Raw genomic sequence first — 17,106 nt, 5'->3', positions numbered from 1 at the left:
TATGGGCGTCAACCCATGCGCGGCCCGCGCGTGGTATTACGAAGGCGGATTAATAGCCGGCCTTGCGTGCCTTGTTGCGGTCATACGCCTTCTTGGCTGCGTAACCGCCGCCGAGGATCATGCCGAGTGGGCCCATGCGGCGCATTAGGCCCATCGCCACGACGCCCTTTACTGCGCCCGAGGCGCCGCCCGAACCGTCGCGACGGCCCATCTCGCGGCCGACCAATGCACTAATAATACGTCCGATCATGCTTCTGACTCCCCGAAAACCTGGTCCTTGAGTTCCGCTGCACCGCGCAGCACTGCCCAGCCGATCGCGTAGGTCACGGCTAGCGGCACGACGATCTTGAGTACGTTGGCGGTGATCGCACCGATGATCGCGCCGTCCGCGTTGCCGTCGTCGCCACTGAGCGAGTCGATGCCTGCGCCGATCAGCGCGCCTATGGTCGTTGCGCCCACGTAATTTCTCCTGTCCGTGTGGCGGGTTAGCGTTTGGCGGAGGATTGGGTTCCCGCGCGCCCGCGTTCTCCTGCGTGCGCAGGAGAACGGGAGGTTAGCGGCCGAGCATCGATTCGGGTTTGACGACGCGGTCGAAGGTTTCGGCGTCGACGAGGCCTAGCGCGAGGCCGGCTTCCTTCAGCGTCAACCCTTCGGCGTGCGCGTATTTGGCGATCTTCGCCGCAGCGTCGTAGCCGATCTCGGGGGCGAGTGCGGTGACCAGCATCAGCGAGCGGTCGAGCAGTTCGGCGATGCGGCCGCGGTTCGGTTCGATGCCGTCGACGCAGCGTTCCGCGAATCCTTCCATCGCGGTCGCGAGCAGGTCGATCGAGCGCAGCACGTTGGCGCCGATCAGCGGCTTGAACACGTTCAGCTCGAGATGGCCCTGCATCCCGCCGACGGTGACGGCGACGTGGTTGCCCATTACCTGGCCGGCGACCATCGTCAGCATCTCGCACTGCGTTGGGTTGACCTTGCCGGGCATGATCGAGCTGCCGGGCTCGTTGGCGGGAAGGTCGATCTCGCCGAAGCCGCAGCGGGGGCCGGAGCCCAAGAGACGGATGTCGTTGGCGATCTTGGTCAGTGCGACCGCCAGCGTGTTGAGCGTGCCCGAGAGGTGGACGAGCGGGTCGTTCGACGCGAGCGCCTCGAACTTGTTGCGCGCGCTGACGAACGGCAGGCCGGTGATCTCGGCCAGTTCGTGCGCGATCGCGTCGCCGAACCCGGCGGGGGCGTTGAGTCCGGTGCCGACCGCGGTGCCGCCTTGCGCAAGAATGACCATGCCGTGGCTGATCGCAGGCTCGATGCGGTGGCGACAGCGGTAGAGCTGGTTCGCATAGCCGGAGAATTCCTGCCCGAGCGTCAGCGGGGTCGCGTCCTGGAGGTGCGTCCTGCCGATCTTGACGATGTCGTCCCAGGCGTTGGCCTTTGCGTCGAGCGCGGCGTGGAGCTTGTCGAGCGCGGGGATCAGGCGGTGGGTGGTGGCGATCGCGGCGGCGATGTGGAGCGCGGTCGGGAAGCTGTCGTTGGACGACTGGCTCATGTTGACGTGGTCGTTGGGGTGGACGGGTGACTTGCCGCCGCGGGTGCCGGTGAGGACTTCGTTGGCGCGGCCGGCGATGACCTCGTTCGCGTTCATATTGGACTGCGTGCCGCTGCCGGTCTGCCAGATGACGAGCGGGAACTGGTCGTCGAGCTTGCCGTCGATGACTTCCTGCGCGGCGGAGTCGATCGCGGCGGCGATTTTTTCGTCGAGGCCGTGCGACCGGTTTACGCGGGCGGCGGCTTGTTTGACGAGGGCTAGCGCGTGGACGATCTCGATCGGCATGCGTTCGCGGGTGGCGAAGGGGAAGTTCTCGATCGAGCGTTCGGTTTGCGCGCCCCAATAGGCGGCGGCGGGGACTTCGATCGGGCCGATCGTGTCGGTTTCTGTGCGGGTGGTCATGCTGGGAGAACCTTCCGTAGCGTGCGTGGGTCCCTCGCCCCTCCGGGGAGAGGGAGGGAGGAGCCGCAGGCGACGGAAGGGAGAGGGGCCGTTGGGATGAACCGTCCCGAGCCTCACTCCCCTCTCCCTTCCCACCGCAAGTGCGGCGGGCCCCTTCCCTCTCCCCGAAGGGGCGAGGGAGTTTAGAGGGTCACTTTTTCCGTTTGAAATCCACCGCCACGACATTCGAGCCGTCTTCGATAGGCACAGCCGTCGGGCCGTCGTTTTCCGCTTCGTCGTGGTCGCCGAGTGCGTCTTCCGCACCTTCCTGCGCCTGGAAGCGGAGTTCGAAGCTTACGGCGGGATCCTGGAACGCGGTGATCGCCGAGTACGGGATCACCAGCTTCGAGGGCACCTGGTTGAAGCTCAGCCCGATCGAGAAGCGCTCGTCGTCGACGATGAGGTCCCAGTAGCGGTTCTGCATGACGATCGTCATCTCGTCCGGGAAACGCTCGATCAGGCGCTTGGGGATATCGACTCCCGGCGCCTGCGTCTTGAAGGTGATGTAGAAATGATGCTCGCCGGGAAGCCCGCCGGCCTCCGCGACCGAACCTAGCACGCGGCCAACCACGGCACGCAGGGCTTCTTGTACGATCTCGTCGTACGGAATCAGGCTATCGGGCAGTCCATCGGTCATATCCCTTGGGTAGCGCCATTCGGATGCCGGTCAAGATTGCATGCGTCGTGGCGCACGTTATGGGAGGTGGCATGCGCACCGCCACGATCACCCGCTCCACCGCCGAGACGGCGATCGACGTCACCGTGAACCTCGATGGGACCGGCATGTACGACGTCGAGACCGGGGTCGGTTTCTTCGATCACATGCTCGAACAATTGTCGCGTCACTCACTGATCGACATTCGCGTGCGGACGAAGGGCGATTTGCATATCGACGAGCACCACACCGTCGAGGATACCGGCATCGCGATCGGCCAGGCGTTCGCGCAGGCGCTCGGCGACAAACGCGGCATCGCGCGGTACGGCGATGCGCTGTCGCCGATGGATGAGACGCTGACTCGGGTGGCGCTGGATATCTCCGGGCGGCCGTGGCTGGTGTGGAAGGACCTGTTCTCGCAGAAGCGGCTTGGCGGCATGGATACCGAGATGTTCGAGCATTTCTTCCACAGCTTCGCGCAGGCGGCGGGCATCACGCTGCACGTCGAGACGCTGTACGGGTCGAACAACCACCACATCGCCGAGGCGGCGTTCAAGGGTGTCGCGCGCGCACTGCGGACCGCGATAGAGATCGATCCGCGCAAGGCCGACGCGATTCCGTCGACCAAGGGGATGCTGTGAGCGCGTTGACTCCGTCAGCTCAAAGTCCGTCACCCCAGCGAAAGCTGGGGTATCCCCGTTACGACGAGACCCCAGCTTCCGCTGGGGTGACGGACTTCTTGTACCGTGTCGCGGGGATACAGCATGACGCTCGCGCTCATCGATTACGGCGCAGGGAACCTGCATTCGGTCGAGAACGCGCTGCGGACGGCTGGGTGTCTCGATCTGGTCGTGACGTCGGACGCCGATGTGGTTGCGAAGGCCGAGCGGATCGTGCTGCCGGGTGTTGGGGCATACGGCGCTTGCGCGGCGGCTCTGCGCGCGGTGCCGGGGATGGTCGAGGCGCTCAACCGGCGGGTTCGCGATGAGGGTACGCCGTTTCTGGGAATTTGCGTCGGCATGCAGTTGATGGCCGATGCAGGCGAAGAGATGGGGACGCATGCGGGACTCGGCTGGGTCTCCGGACGCGTGCGGCGGCTTGAGCCCGGTACGATGGAGGCCAAGGTGCCGCATATGGGGTGGAACGACGTCGTTCCGTCCGTCGCGCATCCGCTGATCGAACCGGGCGAGGCGTATTTCCTGCATAGCTTCGCGTTCGAAGGCGCCGACGTGCTCGCGACGACCGACCATGCCGGTGCGGTTACCGCGGCGATCGGTCGCGACACGATGATCGGCGTGCAGTTTCATCCTGAGAAAAGCCAGCGCTATGGCCTGGCATTGCTCGAACGTTTCCTGGAGTGGCGGCCGTGAGCCTGATTATCTTTCCTGCGATCGACCTCAAGGCGGGTCAGGTGGTGCGTCTCGCCGAGGGCGATATGGACCGGGCGACCGTCTATGGCGACGATCCCGCAGCGCAGGCGATGCTGTTCGCAGACGCCGGCGCGGAGCATCTGCACGTGGTCGATCTCGACGGCGCGTTTGCGGGGGCTTCGGTCAATGGCGACGCGGTGCGGTCGATCGTCGCGCAGTTTCCGGGGCACGTGCAGCTTGGCGGCGGGATCCGGACGCGGGCCAGCGTCGAGGGCTGGTTCGATCTGGGCGTGTCCCGCGTGGTGATCGGGACGGCGGCGCTGGAGGACCCCGACTTCGTGCGCGGCGTGGCGAAGGATTTCCCCGGCGGGATCGTCGTCGCGGTCGACGCGAAGGACGGCATGGTCGCGACCAAGGGGTGGGCGGATGTGTCGACCACCAGCGCGGTCGATCTGGCGCGGCGGTTCGAGGATGCGGGGGTGGCGTCTTTGCTGTTTACCGACGTCGGGCGCGACGGGATGCTGAAGGGGTGCAACGTCGACGCGACTGTCGATTTGGCGCGGTCGGTGGACATTCCGGTGATCGCCAGCGGCGGGGTGAAGGGGATTGCCGAGATCCACGTGCTGGCGCTGCATGTGCGCGACGGGGTCGAGGAGTCATCACCGGGCGGGCGTTGTACGACGGTCGGCTCGATCTTGCTGCGGCATTGAGTGTGGCGAAGGCTGCATGATGGTTCATGCGGAGACGCGGAGACGCGGAGATAGTAGTTTCGCGCAAAGGCGCGGAGCATCGCTTGGCGCCGCAGGCAAAAATATGTTCACGCAAAGGCGCAAAGGCGCGAAGAGTAAGCAGAAGGGAAGGCCTGTTCTTCTTTTCACTCTTCGCGCCTTTGCGCCTTTGCGTGAATCATTCTTAGCGGCTTTGCCGCGTCTCCGCGTCTCCGCGTCTCCGTGTGAACAAAACCTGCGGCACAGCGCATGACGGTCCGCGCGCGCGTCATTCCGTGCCTCGACGTTGCCGATGGGCGCGTGGTGAAGGGCGTGAACTTCGTCGAACTGCGCGACGCCGGCGATCCGGTCGAGCAGGCGCGGGCCTATGATGCGGCCGGGGCGGACGAGCTGTGTTTCCTCGATATCGGCGCATCCCATGAAGGCCGGGGTACGATCCTCGACGTGGTGCGACGGACCGCAGCAGTGTGCTTCATGCCGTTGACGGTCGGCGGCGGCGTGCGGACGGCGGACGATGCGCGCGCGCTTTTGCTGGCAGGTGCCGACAAGGTGGCGGTCAATTCGGCGGCGGTCGAGCGGCCGGAACTGGTCGCCGACATCGCCGAGCGCTTCGGCAGCCAGTGCTGCGTCGCGAGCGTCGATGCGCGCAGGTCCGGCGAAGGTTGGGAAGTATTCACGCATGGCGGCCGCCGCGCGACCGGGATCGATGCGATCGCGCATGCCTTGAAGCTCGCCGAGCTGGGCGCTGGCGAGTTGCTGGTCACGTCGATGGACCGCGACGGCACGCGCAGCGGCTACGATCTCGAGCTAATCCGCGCGATCTCGGACCGCGTCAGCGTACCGGTGGTGGCGAGCGGCGGGGTCGGCGGGCTCGACGACCTGGTGGCGGGCATCCGCGACGGGCATGCGAGCGCGGTGCTGGCCGCGTCGATCTTCCATTTCGGGCAGGCGTCGATCGGTGACGCGCATGCCGCGCTGGCGGCGGCAGGGATCCCGGTGCGGACACCGGTCAGGTCGGCCTGATCCGATGATCGCGCTGCCCCTCCTCGCGGTGCAGTCGGGGCATAGCGGCATCGTCCACCCGCGTACCGGGCCCGAACTCTCGGACATCGCACTTTTCGTGGTAGCAGCGCTAGGCGTGTGGCTGGTCCGGCGGGCGCTGCGGAAGCGGTTCGCCAAGACCAAACCGCCCGCGAAGGCCCACCCGAAGAGGGATTGACCCGCCTGCTCGGCTACGTCAGCACGCGAGCCATGGACCCCGTATTCGACCGCCTCGAAGCGACCATCCGCGCCCGTCGCGATGCGCCCGCCGACACCAGCTACACCGCCAGCCTGTTTGCGAAAGGCCGGCCCAAGATCGCACAGAAGCTCGGCGAGGAAGCCGTCGAAACGGTGATCGCAGCGTGCTCGGGCGACGAGGCGAGCATCGTGCCGGAAGCGGCGGATTTGATGTTCCACCTTGCCGTGCTGCTGGCGGATGCGGGGCTGAGTTTGGACGACGTGCGGGCGGAATTGGAACGGCGCGAGGAGTCGGTGGCCTAGTCGAAAAGGCCGGCCGGGCGGGGTAATCTGCCCCCTCCCGCTTGCGGGAGGGGTCGGGGAGGGCATGGTCTATGCGCTCCGCCGGGATCGGGACGGCACGCCCCTCCCTAACCCCTCCCGCAAGCGGAAGGGGGATTTATGCCGATCGACGCCACCCAGCCGTATGACGACCAGAACATCTTCGCCAAGATCCTGCGCGGAGAGATTCCGTCGAAGCGGGTGTACGAAGACGACTTCGCGATCGCCTTTCACGACATCAACCCGCAGGCGCCGACGCACCTGCTCGTGATCCCCAAGGGTGCGTACGTGTCGTGGGACGACTTTTCCGCGCGTGCACCCGATGCCGAGATCGCCGGGTTCATCCGGGCCGTCGGGGCCGTGGCGCGCGCTGCGGGCCTCGTCGAACCGGGCTATCGCCTGCTCGCGAACATCGGCCAAGACGGGCACCAGGAGGTGCCGCATCTGCACGTTCATGTCTTCGGCGGGCGTCCTCTGGGGCCGATGCTGGCGCGATAGGGCAGCTTTGCCGCACTAAAGGATTGCACGTAATAAAATTGCCATTAGGCTCTGGGGATTGAGCAAGGGGGCCTTCTGACCGGGCCCCTGCAATCCCCGGGGGTACCGAATTGATTTTTGGTCGCGTAAAATCACTGGACGCCATCCTGGCGACGGCGGAGAAGAAATCGCTCCACCGATCGCTGGGCGCGTTCCAGCTTACCATGCTCGGCATCGGCTGCGTGATCGGCACGGGCATCTTCGTGCTGACCTCCGCCGCCGCGCAGAAGGCGGGGCCGGGCATGATCCTGAGCTTCATCGTCGCCGGCGCGGTCTGCGTCGTCGCCGCGCTCTGCTATGCCGAGATCGCGGCGATGGCGCCGGTCGCCGGCTCCGCCTACACCTATACCTATTCGGTGATGGGCGAACTGCTCGCCTGGACCGTGGGCTGGGCGCTGATCCTCGAATATGCCGTCGCCGCGAGCGCCGTGTCGGTCGGGTGGTCCGGCTATTTCTCGGGCTCGATCCTGCGAGAAACGTTCGGGATAGACCTGCCGCTCTGGCTGGCCGCGGGGCCGTACGTGCCCGGCGGGTTCATCAACCTGCCCGCGGTCGTCATCTCGCTGCTCGTCACCTGGCTGCTGATGATCGGCACCACCGAGAGCGCACGCGTCAACGCAGTGCTGGTGACGATCAAGGTCGTCGCGCTGACCGCGTTCGTCGCGCTGACGCTGCCCAAGACGCATGGCGGCAATTTTGAGCCGTTCCTCCCCACCGGCATCCTCGGCAGCAACGGCCTCGGCGTGGTCGGTGCGGCGGCGACGATCTTCTTCGCCTATGTCGGCTTCGACGCGGTCTCGACCGCGGCCGAGGAAACCAAGGATCCGCAGCGCAATGTGCCGATCGGCCTGATCGCGTCGCTCGGCATTTGCACCGTGTTCTACATGCTGGTCGCGGCGGGCGCGATCGGAACGATCGGTGGCCAGCCGCTGTTCGGGGCGGACGGCGTACCGTTCACGACCGGCTCGCCAGAACTGGCACGCGCATGCCTCATTCCGGCCAACGCGCAGGCGCTGGTATGCTCGAACGAAGCGCTCGCGCACGTCCTTCGCCAGATCGGCTATGCCAATGTCGGCAACTGGATGGGCTATGCGGCCGGGCTCGCGCTGCCGTCGGTGATCCTGATCCTGATGTTCGGCCAGACCCGCATCTTCTTCGTGATGAGCCGTGACGGCCTGTTGCCGGAAGTGCTGAGCCGCGTGCATCCGAAGTGGAAGACGCCGTATATCGTCACCGCGATCACCGGCGTGTTCGTGGCGTTCGCCGCGGCGTTCCTGCCGGTCGGCCAGCTGGCGGACATCGCCAATGCCGGCACGCTGTACGCGTTCATGATGGTCGCGATCGCGCTGCTGATCCTGCGCAAGCGCGAGCCGAACCGGCATCGTCCGTTCCGTACACCGGCCGCTTGGGTCGTCGCACCGCTGACGATCGTCGGCTGCATCGGGCTGTACTTCTCGCTGCCGTACGAGGCGATGGCGGTGCTGCCGATCTGGGGCGCGGTCGGGCTCGTGATCTACTTCCTGTACGGCTACCGGAAGAGCTATCTGGGTCGCGGAATGGCCGATGGTGGCGAGACCGACATCGACCTGACGCCGGGTCACTGAGACCGGACGCAAAAGGGCCGCGGGAGGAAACTCCCGCGGCCCTTTTTTGTGCTCCATAGCCAACGCGTCATCCCCGCGGAGGCGGGAATGACGGTGCGGCGGGCCACGTTCAGCCGATATGTTTGGCGGCGAGCGCCTGCATGTCGACCATCGGGCGGGCGCCGACATGGCTGATGATCTCGGCCGCGCAGACCGCGCCGAGCTTCAGCGACGCGTGCAGGTCGTAGCCCTGTGCCTGGCCGTGGAGGAAGCCGGCCGCGAACAGGTCGCCGGCGCCGGTGGTGTCGACGACCTTGGCGATCGGCTCGGCCTTGACCTCGGCGCGCGTGCCGTTCTGGAGCGCGCAGGCGCCGTGCTCGCCGCGGGTAACGACCAAAGTCGGGACCTGTGCAGAGATCTTGGCGACTGCTGCGTCGAAGTCTTCGGTCTCGGCGAGCGCGGCGAGTTCGCTCTCGTTGGCGAACAGGATGTCGATCAGGCCGTCGCTGAGCAGCTGGCGGAAATCGCCGCCGTGGCGCGAGATGCAGAACACGTCGCTAAGCGTGAACGCGACCTTCCGCCCTGCCCCGCGTGCGCAATCGATCGCGGCGCGCATCGCCGCGCGCGGCTCCTCGGGGTCCCAGAGATAGCCTTCGAGATACAGGATCGCGCTGTCGGCGATCATCGCGGTGTCGATCGCGGCGGCGGGCAGGAACTGGCCCGCGCCGAGGAAGGTGTTCATCGTGCGCTGGCCGTCCGGCGTCACGAAGATCAGGCAGCGGCCGGTGGTCGGGTCGCCGGCGCGGACGGGGGTGGCGAACTCGATGCCGATGCTGCGGACGTCATGCGCGAAGACCTGGCCGAGCTGGTCGTCGGCGACCTGACCGATGAACCCGCATTTACCGCCGAGTGCGGCGATGCCGGCGACCGTATTGGCGGCCGACCCGCCCGAGACTTCCATGCCCGGGCCCATCTTGGCGTAGAGCGCGTCGGCTTCTTCCGACGAGAACATGAGCTGCATCGAGCCCTTGGCGACGCCGATCTCGGCGATGAACGCGTCGTCTGCGGTGGCGAGGATGTCGACGATGGCATTGCCGATCGCGACGACGTCGTAGGTTGGGTTGGGCAAGGCGAGACTCCGGGGTGCGGGAAAACGCTTGCCGTAAATGCCGGGCGGGATTGGTGCAACTGGTGTGGGGGTGCCGCTGCCTGCGGAGGCGGGGTCTGCGGGGCCGCCGGAACAGTATGTCGTCTGGGGATAGGTACCACCCCGGCGGAGGCCGGGCCCAGTTGGAAAGGTGGTCGTAATGAAACGCGGCCCGTCATTACCGCTGTCTCCCAACTGGGCCCCGGCCTCCGCCGGGGTGGAGATCATGGTTCGGGCTGCTGCAACGGTTACGGCGGTTCGAACAGTTGCAGCGGTTCTCGCGTAATAGATATCTACAGCACAGACACACCGCCTTTCCTGTTCCCTCGCGGACGCGGGGGTCCAGAGTCTCGGGCGGTATGCGTGGCCGCGTCGGAGGGGGAACGTAACGCTCAGGGGGAACGTCGTAGCCACCATCGGCGCCAAAGCTTCGTTGACCTCGCCACCACCGCGCGTCATCCCGAACCGATGTTCCGCGCCCTCCTCCTCTCACTCGGCCAACTCACCGATCCGCCGGTCCTCCGCGTGTTCGTGAAGTCGATGCTCGTCACGCTGCTCGTCTTCGCGCTGCTCGGCGTCGGGACGTGGTGGGGCACGCAGGCCGCGCTCGCCGCGTGGCTCGGCTGGCATGCCGACGGACTCGCCGCGGCGTTCGCGCTGTTCGTCACGATCCTCGCGTTGTGGCTCCTGTTCCGCGCCGTCGCGATCGCGGTCGTCGGGATCTTCGCGGACGAGGTGGTCGAAGCCGTCGAAGCGCGGCATTATCCCGAGGCGCTGAAAACCGCCCGCCCCGTGCCGCTCGCCCGCAGCCTCGCGATGGGCCTCCGCTCCGCCGCCCGCGTCGTGCTCGTCAACCTGCTGATGCTGCCGGTCTATATCGCGCTGCTCGTTACCGGTGTCGGCACCGCGGCCGCGTTCTTCGTCGTCAATGGCTGGCTGCTCGGGCGTGATCTTGGCGACATGGTGGCAGCGCGACATATGGACGCAGCGGCGATGCGGGGCTGGCGTGCGACGACCAAGAGCGGGCGGTTCGTACTGGGGCTTGCGAACACCGGGCTGTTCGTGGTTCCGATCGTCAACATCGCTGCGCCGGTTCTGGGCGCCGCGATGGCGACGCATTACTTCCACACCCAATATTACCGTAAGGCCCGATCATGACGCGATTGACGACGATAGGGATCGCGCTGGCGCTCGGCGGCGGGCTCGCGGGTTGCGCCGCACCGGTGGCCAAGCCAGCAGTCGGGCGTCCGGCGATTCCATACACGAGCGTCGGGCTCGAGCGCGTCCTCGGCCAGGATGCCGCCGGCCTGGCCAAGCTGTTCGGCCAGCCCGACGCCGACGTCCGCGAAGGCAGCGCGCGAAAACTCCAGTTCCAGAGCGGCATCTGCGTGCTCGACGCGTATCTCTACCCCAAGGGATCCGACGCCCCCCGTGTCACCTATCTCGACGCGCGCGAACCCGACGGCAGCACGATCGACCGCGCCAGCTGCGTAGCGGCACTGACGCGCCGCGAGGGTGGCAAGTAACGGGCGAGATCGTCCACTTTCCGACAGTCACTCTGCATAGTAGCATCTCCAAAAGGAGACGTTCGTTGCCCGCAACTGCTCGCCCCTTCTGGATTTTGACAGCAGTTCTAATTGCTGCATTTCCAATTCTAAATTTTGTGTACTGGCCTCAGCTACTGCGCTCAGGCCGGTTGCAGCCGGACGGCGATAATATTGGCGTACCGATGTATGGCAGCGTTCTGATCGCGATTATCGCGTCACCGTTCGTAATTGGCATCGCCGGTCTTTGCCTACGAAGATACAATCAGCCAGTTCGCCTGACCGCCTACAGGCGCGACCGACCTTTCCGAAGCGCTCTTGCGACGATCTTTTTTGGTGGTGCGGGATTCGTCCTGATGCTCGGTTCGATCGCCCAGCTTGTACACCCGCTTCCATGGTACGAATATCTATGGCCAGCGTACACGGCGCTTTGGGTCCCATGGATGTTCGGCTTGCGTGCCGCCTTCATTGAGCAAGACACCGTTGTTGTCGGTTAGGCGGCTGGGCTCAACCACGTTTTATCCCTGGCAAAAGCGGCCAGTCCGCTCTCCTCCTCAAGCCGGACGTGCCGAAAACTAGGCTTGATAGTCGGCGGCGACGCTGGCGGCCCATTCCGCGGTGACGCCCGGGTCGTGCTCCGAGGTCGAGAACCAGTTGCGTTCGCTGTGACAGCGCACGGCATCCAGCCGCCGGAGTGCCCAGATTGCGGCACCGCGCACCACCGGGGCTTCGTCGGCCAGCAGCTTTACGACAGGCTCGACCAGCTCCAGATCACCGCTATTGCCCGCTGCGATCAGCGCGTTGCGGACCATCCGGTCGCGGCCGATGCGTTTGATCGGGGAGCCAGCGAAGACCTGGCGGAAGCTCGCGTCGTCCAGCGCGAGGATGTCCCCCAGTTCCGGCGCGACCAGTTCCGCGCGGGGGTGAAACGCGAGGTTCGCGTTGGCCGAGGCGGCGAATTTGTTCCAGGGGCACACCGCCAGGCAGTCGTCGCAGCCATAGATGCGGTTGCCGATCGCGGCGCGGAACTCGTGCGGGATCGGGCCGGCATGCTCGATCGTGAGATAAGAGATGCAGCGGCGGGCATCGAGCTGGAACGGCTTCGGGAAGGCGTCGGTCGGACAGGCGGTCTGGCATGCGTCGCAACTGCCGCAGGAGTCGACGCCGCCCTTGTCCGGCGCCAAGTCGAGCGTCGTGTAGATCGCGCCGAGGAACAGCCAGCTGCCATGCTCGCGGCTGACGAGGTTGGTGTGCTTGCCCTGCCAGCCGAGGCCAGCGGCTTCGGCGAGCGGCTTCTCCATCACCGGCGCGGTGTCGACGAACACTTTCAGGTCGAACGGCGGCAGGTCGCGCCCCGCTTCCGCCGCAAGCCACCGGCCGAGCGCCTTCAACTGCCGCTTCACGACGTCGTGATAGTCCGGCCCCTGCGCATAGACCGAGATGCGCCCTACCCCGCCCTCGTCCGCGAGCCGCAGCGGATCGTCCTTCGGCGCATAGCTCATGCCGAGCGCGATGACGCTGCGCACTTCGGGCCAGAGGCCGGCGGGGCTCTCGCGGTGGTGCTTGCGCTCCTCCATCCAGATCATGTCGCCGTGACGCCCGTCCGCGAGCCACTGGTGCAGCCGTTCGCCCGCGCGCGGCGCCGCCCCCGCATGCGCGATCCCGCACGCGACGAAGCCCAGTTCCGCCGCTTTGGCCTTCAGCCTGTGTTCCAGCTTGTCTTGCGCCACGTCCGCCCGCTACCACGACGCCACCCTCGGGAGGAAGATTGCGCGTGAACGATGAATGGGCGGTCACCGCGAACGGGATCGTGAAGCGGTTCGGCGACCGGCGCGTGGTCGACGGGGTGGACATCATGGTGCCACGTGGCGCGGTGTACGGCGTGCTCGGGCCCAACGGCGCGGGCAAGACGACGACGCTGCGGATGCTGCTCGGGATCATCGAGCCCGACGAGGGATCGCGCACGCTGCTTGGGCACGACAATCCGCGCGATGCGAGCGACCAGGTCGGCTATCTGCCCGAGGAGCGCGGACTGTATCCGGCAATGAAGGCGCGCGAGGCGATCGCATTCCTGGGAGCCTTGCGCGGGCTCGACTGGAAGACCGGGCGCGAGCGTGCGGTGGTGCTGATGGAAGCCGCCGGCCTTGGCCATGCGGTCGACGAGAAGATCCGGAAGCTGTCGAAGGGCATGGCGCAGCTGGTGCAGTTGCTCGGCTCGGTGGTCCACCAGCCCGACTTGCTCGTGCTCGACGAGCCGTTTTCGGGCCTCGATCCGGTCAACCAGGAGCGGCTCGAGAAGCTGATCCTCGCCGAACGCGACCGCGGCGCGACGATCCTGTTCTCGACGCATATCATGAGCCATGCCGAGCGACTGTGCGATCGGCTGGCGATCATCGCCGGCGGCAAACGCCGGTTCGAAGGCACAGTCGCGGACGCTCGGGGTATATTGCCGCAACGCGTCCACTACACGCCGCATCGGCCCGATCCTGCGATCCGCGCCGTGCTGCCGATGGACGCGGTGCAGGACGGGGATAGCTGGCGGTTCGAGCTGCCGGACGAGGGGATCGAAAGCTTGCTGGTGAGGCTGATCGACGCTGGATACGGGATTTCGGGATTGTCGATCGAGCGCCCCGGTTTGCACGAAGCGTTCGTCCGGATCGTCGGCCAGCATGGCGACGTCGCGAAGGAGCAGGCGGCATGACGCGTTTCCGCCGAACCCTCCGCCAGACCTTTACGATCGCGCGGCGCGACTTCATCGCCACGGTGTTCACGCCGATCTTCCTGCTATTCCTGTTCGCGCCGCTGATCATGGGATCGTTCGGCGCGATCGGCGGGCTTGGGGCGGCGAGCGTCAGCGGCGGCGCGCAGGACAAGACGCGGATCATCGCGATCGTCCCCGCCACCGTCACACGCCCGATCGCGGAGGCCGATACACGGCTGCGCGGCATGTTCCGCGACGACGAGGCGCCCCCAGGGCTGACCACCGTCGCGCCCTCGGCCGACCCGGCGGCACAGGCGCGCGCGGCGTTCGAAACGAAGGATATCGACGCGTCCGCAGTTCTCTACGGCCCGCTCAACGCGCCGCAGATCCTGTACGGGCCGCGCGGCGCGAGGTCGGCGGACTATCTGGGGATGCTCGCACAGACGACTCTGGCGGCGCAGAAACTGGGTGGCACGCTGCCCACGATCGCCGCGACCAAGACGCAGGTCACGCGCTCGACCACCTCGGTCGGCGGGCAGCACCAGTCGGCGTTCTTCGCGGTGTTCGGAATCTTCTTCCTGACGCTGTTCCTCTCGGGTCAGGTCGTCGGGACGATGGCCGAGGAGCGCAACAACAAGGTGATCGAGGTGCTAGCCGCCGCGGTGCCGCTCGAGTCGGTATTCTTCGGCAAGCTGATCGGCATGTTCGGCGTCGCGGTGCTGTTCGTCGCGTTCTGGGGCACCGTCGTCACGCAGATCACATCGCTGATGCCGGCCGCCGCGGCGGTGGCGCTGGGCGACCTGACGCCCGCGGTCGGCGCACCGATGTTCGCGCTGCTGTTCGCGGCGTATTTCAGCATGGCGTATCTGCTGCTGGGCTCGGTGTTCCTCGGCGTCGGTGCGCAGGCGTCGACGATGCGTGAAATCCAGATGCTGTCGCTGCCGATCACGATCCTGCAGGTCGCGATGTTCGGGCTGTCGTCGGCGGCGGTTTCGCATCCGGGAAGCTGGATCGCGACCGCCGCGGAACTGTTTCCGCTGTCGTCGCCATTCGCAATGGCAGGCCGCGCGGCGAATTCGCCTGAGCTGTGGCCACACGTCGCGGCGCTTGCTTGGCAGGCGTTGTGGGTAACGATCTTCATCACCGTCGGCGCGAGGCTGTTCCGCCGCGGGGTGCTGCAATCAGGGAGTGTCCGGCCGTTCTGGCTGCGCAAGGCCAAGGCAGTCGCTTAACCGTTCTCCTGCGAACGCAGGAGCCCAGGACCGCGAGGGATGGCGTTTGTTACCCTGGACTCCTGCGTTCGGAGGAGAACCGCGTCTATTGACATAAGTGTCAGCAAAGCCTCTCCTGCGGCAAAACACGGGAGAGAGACGATGGCGACTCTGGTACGAGACGTGGCGCAACCGACGGTCGATCCGCTCGACGTGAGCCGCGCCGAACTCTACCGCGACGACCTCTGGCAAGCGCCGTTCGCGCAACTGCGCGCCGAGGCCCCCGTCCATTACGTCGAGCAGTCCGACTACGGCCCCTATTGGTCGGTCTCCTCCTACAAGGGCATCGTCGAGGTTGAGTCGCTTCCCGATCTCTATTCCTCCGAGGCGGGCGGGATCACGATCGCCGATTTCGTTGCCGAGCGCGACGTCCGCATGCCGATGTTCATCGCGCGCGACCGCCCCGTGCATACCGGCCAGCGCCGCACCGTCGCGCCGGCCTTCACGCCGAGCGAAATGACGCGGATGTCGGGCGATATCCGGCGGAGGACTGCCGACATGCTCGATAGCCTGCCGTGGAACACGCCGTTCGACTGGGTCGACACGGTCGCGATCGAACTGACCACGCAGATGCTCGCGATCCTGTTCGACTTCCCCTGGGCGGACCGGCGGAAACTGACGTTGTGGTCGGACTGGGCGGGCGATATCGAGATCGTGAAGAACGAGGAACTGCGCGGCCAGCGGCTCATGCACATGTTCGAATGTGGGTCGTATTTCAAAGGCCTGTGGGACGCGAAGATCGACAAGGATCCGACGCCCGACCTGATCTCGATGATGATCCATTCGGACGCGATGAGCCATATGGATCACAACGAGTTCATCGGGAACCTCATCCTGCTGATCGTCGGCGGCAACGACACGACGCGCAATCTCGATGTCCGCGCTTGCCTACGGCCTCGACAAGTTTCCAGAGTCGCGCGCGAAGCTGGAGGCGGATCCGGGGCTGATCCCCAATGCGGTGAGCGAGATCCTCCGCTGGCAGACCCCGCTCGCGCACATGCGGCGAACCGCGACCGTGGATACGGAACTGATGGGGCAGCAGATCAAGGCGGGCGACAAGCTGGCGCTCTGGTACATCTCGGCAAACCGCGACGAGAGCGTGTTCGGCGATGATGCGGATGCGGTCGTGGTCGATCGGCCGAACGCGCGGCGCCATCTCGCGTTCGGGCACGGCATCCATCGCTGCGTCGGCGCGCGGCTGGCCGAAATGCAGATCGCGATCCTGCTGGAGGAAATGGCCGCCCGCCGCATGCGGATCAACGTGCTCGCCGAACCGACGCGCGTCGCCGCGTGCTTCGTGCACGGCTATCGGACGTTGCCGGTCGAGATCAGCCGGTACTGAGGTCTTGAGTCACCTTTCCGTGCGTTCGTACGTACCTATATTCGAACCATGGAGACCGATATGACCCAGGACCGTCGCGCCTTTCTCACCTTGGCCGGAACAGGCGTGGCCGGCTTCGCGCTGTGGGGGTGCACGTCGCAGCCCGCGCAGGCGGCCGAGCGGTTCGAGGTCACGCTGACCGCCGCGCAGTGGCGCAAGAAGCTGTCGCCGGATGCGTATGATACGTTGCGCAAGGAGGGCACCGAGCGACCCTATTCGAGCCCGCTCAACGGCGAGCATCGCGCGGGGATCTTCTCGTGCGGCGGGTGTGCGTTGCCGAACTTTTCGTCGAAGACCAAGTTCGAGAGCGGGACGGGCTGGCCGAGCTTCTGGCAGCCCTTGCCGAACGCGGTGCGGACGCGGGTGGATTCGACGATGGGAATGGCGCGGACCGAAGTCCATTGCCGGCGCTGTGGGGGGCATCTCGGGCATGTATTCGACGATGGGCCCAAGCCGACGGGGAAGCGCTATTGCATGAATGGCGACGCGCTGACGTTTAAGGCTGCCTGAAGCCGTTCTCCCGTCAGGCGGCTGCCACGTATCGCGTGGAGCGCGGAAAGCTTGTTTCCCCGCGAAGGCGGGGATCCAGACTGGGCTCCCGCCTTCGCGGGAGAACAAGGTGGCGGACGGGGCGGCTATGGTGCGCTT

At 66.2% G+C, this 17,106-nt stretch carries 18 protein-coding genes and 3 pseudogenes; 15 read left to right on the top strand and 6 right to left on the bottom strand.

The window, feature by feature from the left end:
* Window positions 1–49 precede the first annotated feature (49 nt).
* From QP164_RS17555 to QP164_RS17540, 4 genes are all read right to left on the bottom strand, one after another.
* Complete coding sequence (locus QP164_RS17555; RefSeq protein WP_056052077.1) at window positions 50–250, bottom strand: hypothetical protein; 201 nt, start codon at window positions 248–250, stop codon at window positions 50–52.
* Complete coding sequence (locus QP164_RS17550) at window positions 247–459, bottom strand: hypothetical protein (RefSeq protein ID WP_056052081.1); 213 nt, start codon at window positions 457–459, stop codon at window positions 247–249. Before QP164_RS17550 ends, QP164_RS17555 begins: the two co-directional genes overlap by 4 nt.
* A gap of 94 nt (window positions 460–553) precedes the next feature.
* Window positions 554–1,942 carry a class II fumarate hydratase gene (gene fumC / locus QP164_RS17545; protein WP_333923960.1) on the bottom strand — a complete coding sequence of 463 codons (1,389 nt, stop codon included), beginning with the start codon at window positions 1,940–1,942 and terminating at the stop codon, window positions 554–556.
* Window positions 1,943–2,132: 190 nt separating this feature from the next.
* The gene (locus QP164_RS17540) at window positions 2,133–2,618 is read right to left on the bottom strand and encodes an SspB family protein (protein WP_056489744.1); all 486 of its coding nucleotides are present in this window, start codon (window positions 2,616–2,618) and stop codon (window positions 2,133–2,135) included.
* A gap of 71 nt (window positions 2,619–2,689) precedes the next feature.
* Here QP164_RS17540 and hisB point away from each other — a divergent pair, with 71 nt between their 5' ends.
* The 8 genes and pseudogenes from hisB to QP164_RS17500 all read left to right on the top strand — a co-directional run bounded on the left by hisB (window position 2,690) and on the right by QP164_RS17500 (window position 8,435).
* Window positions 2,690–3,277, top strand: coding sequence for an imidazoleglycerol-phosphate dehydratase HisB (hisB, locus tag QP164_RS17535; RefSeq protein ID WP_333923959.1), 588 nt, complete (start codon window positions 2,690–2,692; stop codon window positions 3,275–3,277).
* Window positions 3,278–3,400: 123 nt separating this feature from the next.
* Entirely contained in the window at window positions 3,401–4,006 is a 606-nt protein-coding gene (hisH, locus tag QP164_RS17530) for an imidazole glycerol phosphate synthase subunit HisH (RefSeq protein ID WP_333923958.1), read from the top strand.
* A pseudogene (gene hisA, locus QP164_RS17525) lies at window positions 4,003–4,736 on the top strand (1-(5-phosphoribosyl)-5-[(5-phosphoribosylamino)methylideneamino]imidazole-4-carboxamide isomerase). Before hisH ends, hisA begins: the two are co-directional and overlap by 4 nt.
* Window positions 4,737–4,983: 247 nt before the next feature.
* Window positions 4,984–5,757 (top strand): imidazole glycerol phosphate synthase subunit HisF, encoded by a 774-nt coding sequence (gene hisF / locus QP164_RS17520; RefSeq protein ID WP_333923957.1) that lies wholly within the window; start codon window positions 4,984–4,986, stop codon window positions 5,755–5,757.
* A 4-nt stretch (window positions 5,758–5,761) separates the two neighbouring features.
* Window positions 5,762–5,953 (top strand): hypothetical protein, encoded by a 192-nt coding sequence (locus tag QP164_RS17515; protein WP_132895998.1) that lies wholly within the window; start codon window positions 5,762–5,764, stop codon window positions 5,951–5,953.
* Window positions 5,954–5,985: 32 nt separating this feature from the next.
* Window positions 5,986–6,302: pseudogene (locus QP164_RS17510) on the top strand (phosphoribosyl-ATP diphosphatase).
* A 112-nt stretch (window positions 6,303–6,414) separates the two neighbouring features.
* A complete protein-coding gene (locus tag QP164_RS17505; protein WP_132895996.1) occupies window positions 6,415–6,792 on the top strand; it encodes an HIT domain-containing protein in 378 nt (125 codons plus the stop codon).
* A 110-nt stretch (window positions 6,793–6,902) separates the two neighbouring features.
* A complete protein-coding gene (locus QP164_RS17500; protein WP_132737247.1) occupies window positions 6,903–8,435 on the top strand; it encodes an amino acid permease in 1,533 nt (510 codons plus the stop codon).
* 109 nt (window positions 8,436–8,544) lie between these two features.
* On the opposite strand, the gene QP164_RS17495 is transcribed toward QP164_RS17500, so the two are convergent.
* The gene (locus QP164_RS17495; protein WP_333923956.1) at window positions 8,545–9,543 is read right to left on the bottom strand and encodes an adenosine kinase; all 999 of its coding nucleotides are present in this window, start codon (window positions 9,541–9,543) and stop codon (window positions 8,545–8,547) included.
* 486 nt (window positions 9,544–10,029) lie between these two features.
* Between QP164_RS17495 and QP164_RS17490 the strand changes: the two genes are divergently transcribed.
* From QP164_RS17490 to QP164_RS17480, 3 genes are all read left to right on the top strand, one after another.
* Window positions 10,030–10,719 carry an EI24 domain-containing protein gene (locus QP164_RS17490; protein ID WP_333923955.1) on the top strand — a complete coding sequence of 230 codons (690 nt, stop codon included), beginning with the start codon at window positions 10,030–10,032 and terminating at the stop codon, window positions 10,717–10,719.
* A complete protein-coding gene (locus QP164_RS17485) occupies window positions 10,716–11,087 on the top strand; it encodes a hypothetical protein (RefSeq protein ID WP_333923954.1) in 372 nt (123 codons plus the stop codon). Before QP164_RS17490 ends, QP164_RS17485 begins: the two co-directional genes overlap by 4 nt.
* Before the next feature lie 65 nt (window positions 11,088–11,152).
* On the top strand, window positions 11,153–11,602 hold the full coding sequence (locus QP164_RS17480; RefSeq protein ID WP_333923953.1) for a hypothetical protein: 450 nt from the start codon (window positions 11,153–11,155) through the stop codon (window positions 11,600–11,602).
* A 78-nt stretch (window positions 11,603–11,680) separates the two neighbouring features.
* Here the strand turns inward: QP164_RS17480 and queG are convergent, their stop codons facing one another.
* The gene (gene queG / locus QP164_RS17475; protein ID WP_333923952.1) at window positions 11,681–12,835 is read right to left on the bottom strand and encodes a tRNA epoxyqueuosine(34) reductase QueG; all 1,155 of its coding nucleotides are present in this window, start codon (window positions 12,833–12,835) and stop codon (window positions 11,681–11,683) included.
* Between the two features lie 44 nt (window positions 12,836–12,879).
* Between queG and QP164_RS17470 the strand changes: the two genes are divergently transcribed.
* The 4 genes and pseudogenes from QP164_RS17470 to msrB all read left to right on the top strand — a co-directional run bounded on the left by QP164_RS17470 (window position 12,880) and on the right by msrB (window position 16,968).
* Complete coding sequence (locus QP164_RS17470) at window positions 12,880–13,806, top strand: ABC transporter ATP-binding protein (protein ID WP_333923951.1); 927 nt, start codon at window positions 12,880–12,882, stop codon at window positions 13,804–13,806.
* Window positions 13,803–15,038, top strand: a complete 1,236-nt coding sequence (locus QP164_RS17465; protein ID WP_333923950.1) for an ABC transporter permease — start codon at window positions 13,803–13,805, stop codon at window positions 15,036–15,038. The genes QP164_RS17470 and QP164_RS17465 overlap by 4 nt, the downstream gene beginning before the upstream one ends.
* Before the next feature lie 141 nt (window positions 15,039–15,179).
* Window positions 15,180–16,419: pseudogene (locus tag QP164_RS17460) on the top strand (cytochrome P450).
* 60 nt (window positions 16,420–16,479) lie between these two features.
* Window positions 16,480–16,968, top strand: a complete 489-nt coding sequence (gene msrB, locus QP164_RS17455; protein ID WP_333923949.1) for a peptide-methionine (R)-S-oxide reductase MsrB — start codon at window positions 16,480–16,482, stop codon at window positions 16,966–16,968.
* Window positions 16,969–17,106: the final 138 nt, after the last annotated feature.

The sequence above is a fragment of the Sphingomonas sp. LR59 genome (assembly GCF_036855945.1).
Classification (GTDB): Bacteria; Pseudomonadota; Alphaproteobacteria; order Sphingomonadales; family Sphingomonadaceae; genus Sphingomonas.
Note: the sequence above shows the minus strand (reverse complement) of the source record. Positions and strands in the feature narration are given on the sequence as shown.

Bases quoted from the DNA above. Each gene is read 5' to 3' on its own strand.
- QP164_RS17490 (WP_333923955.1), top strand. From the start codon at position 10,030: ATGTTCCGCGCCCTCCTCCTCTCACTCGGCCAACTCACCGATCCGCCG.
- msrB (WP_333923949.1), top strand. From the start codon at position 16,480: ATGACCCAGGACCGTCGCGCCTTTCTCACCTTGGCCGGAACAGGCGTG.
- QP164_RS17555 (WP_056052077.1), bottom strand. From the start codon at position 250: ATGATCGGACGTATTATTAGTGCATTGGTCGGCCGCGAGATGGGCCGT.
- fumC (WP_333923960.1), bottom strand. From the start codon at position 1,942: ATGACCACCCGCACAGAAACCGACACGATCGGCCCGATCGAAGTCCCC.
- QP164_RS17485 (WP_333923954.1), top strand. From the start codon at position 10,716: ATGACGCGATTGACGACGATAGGGATCGCGCTGGCGCTCGGCGGCGGG.
- QP164_RS17465 (WP_333923950.1), top strand. From the start codon at position 13,803: ATGACGCGTTTCCGCCGAACCCTCCGCCAGACCTTTACGATCGCGCGG.
- QP164_RS17540 (WP_056489744.1), bottom strand. From the start codon at position 2,618: ATGACCGATGGACTGCCCGATAGCCTGATTCCGTACGACGAGATCGTA.
- QP164_RS17515 (WP_132895998.1), top strand. From the start codon at position 5,762: ATGATCGCGCTGCCCCTCCTCGCGGTGCAGTCGGGGCATAGCGGCATC.
- hisH (WP_333923958.1), top strand. From the start codon at position 3,401: ATGACGCTCGCGCTCATCGATTACGGCGCAGGGAACCTGCATTCGGTC.
- hisF (WP_333923957.1), top strand. From the start codon at position 4,984: ATGACGGTCCGCGCGCGCGTCATTCCGTGCCTCGACGTTGCCGATGGG.
- QP164_RS17505 (WP_132895996.1), top strand. From the start codon at position 6,415: ATGCCGATCGACGCCACCCAGCCGTATGACGACCAGAACATCTTCGCC.
- hisB (WP_333923959.1), top strand. From the start codon at position 2,690: ATGCGCACCGCCACGATCACCCGCTCCACCGCCGAGACGGCGATCGAC.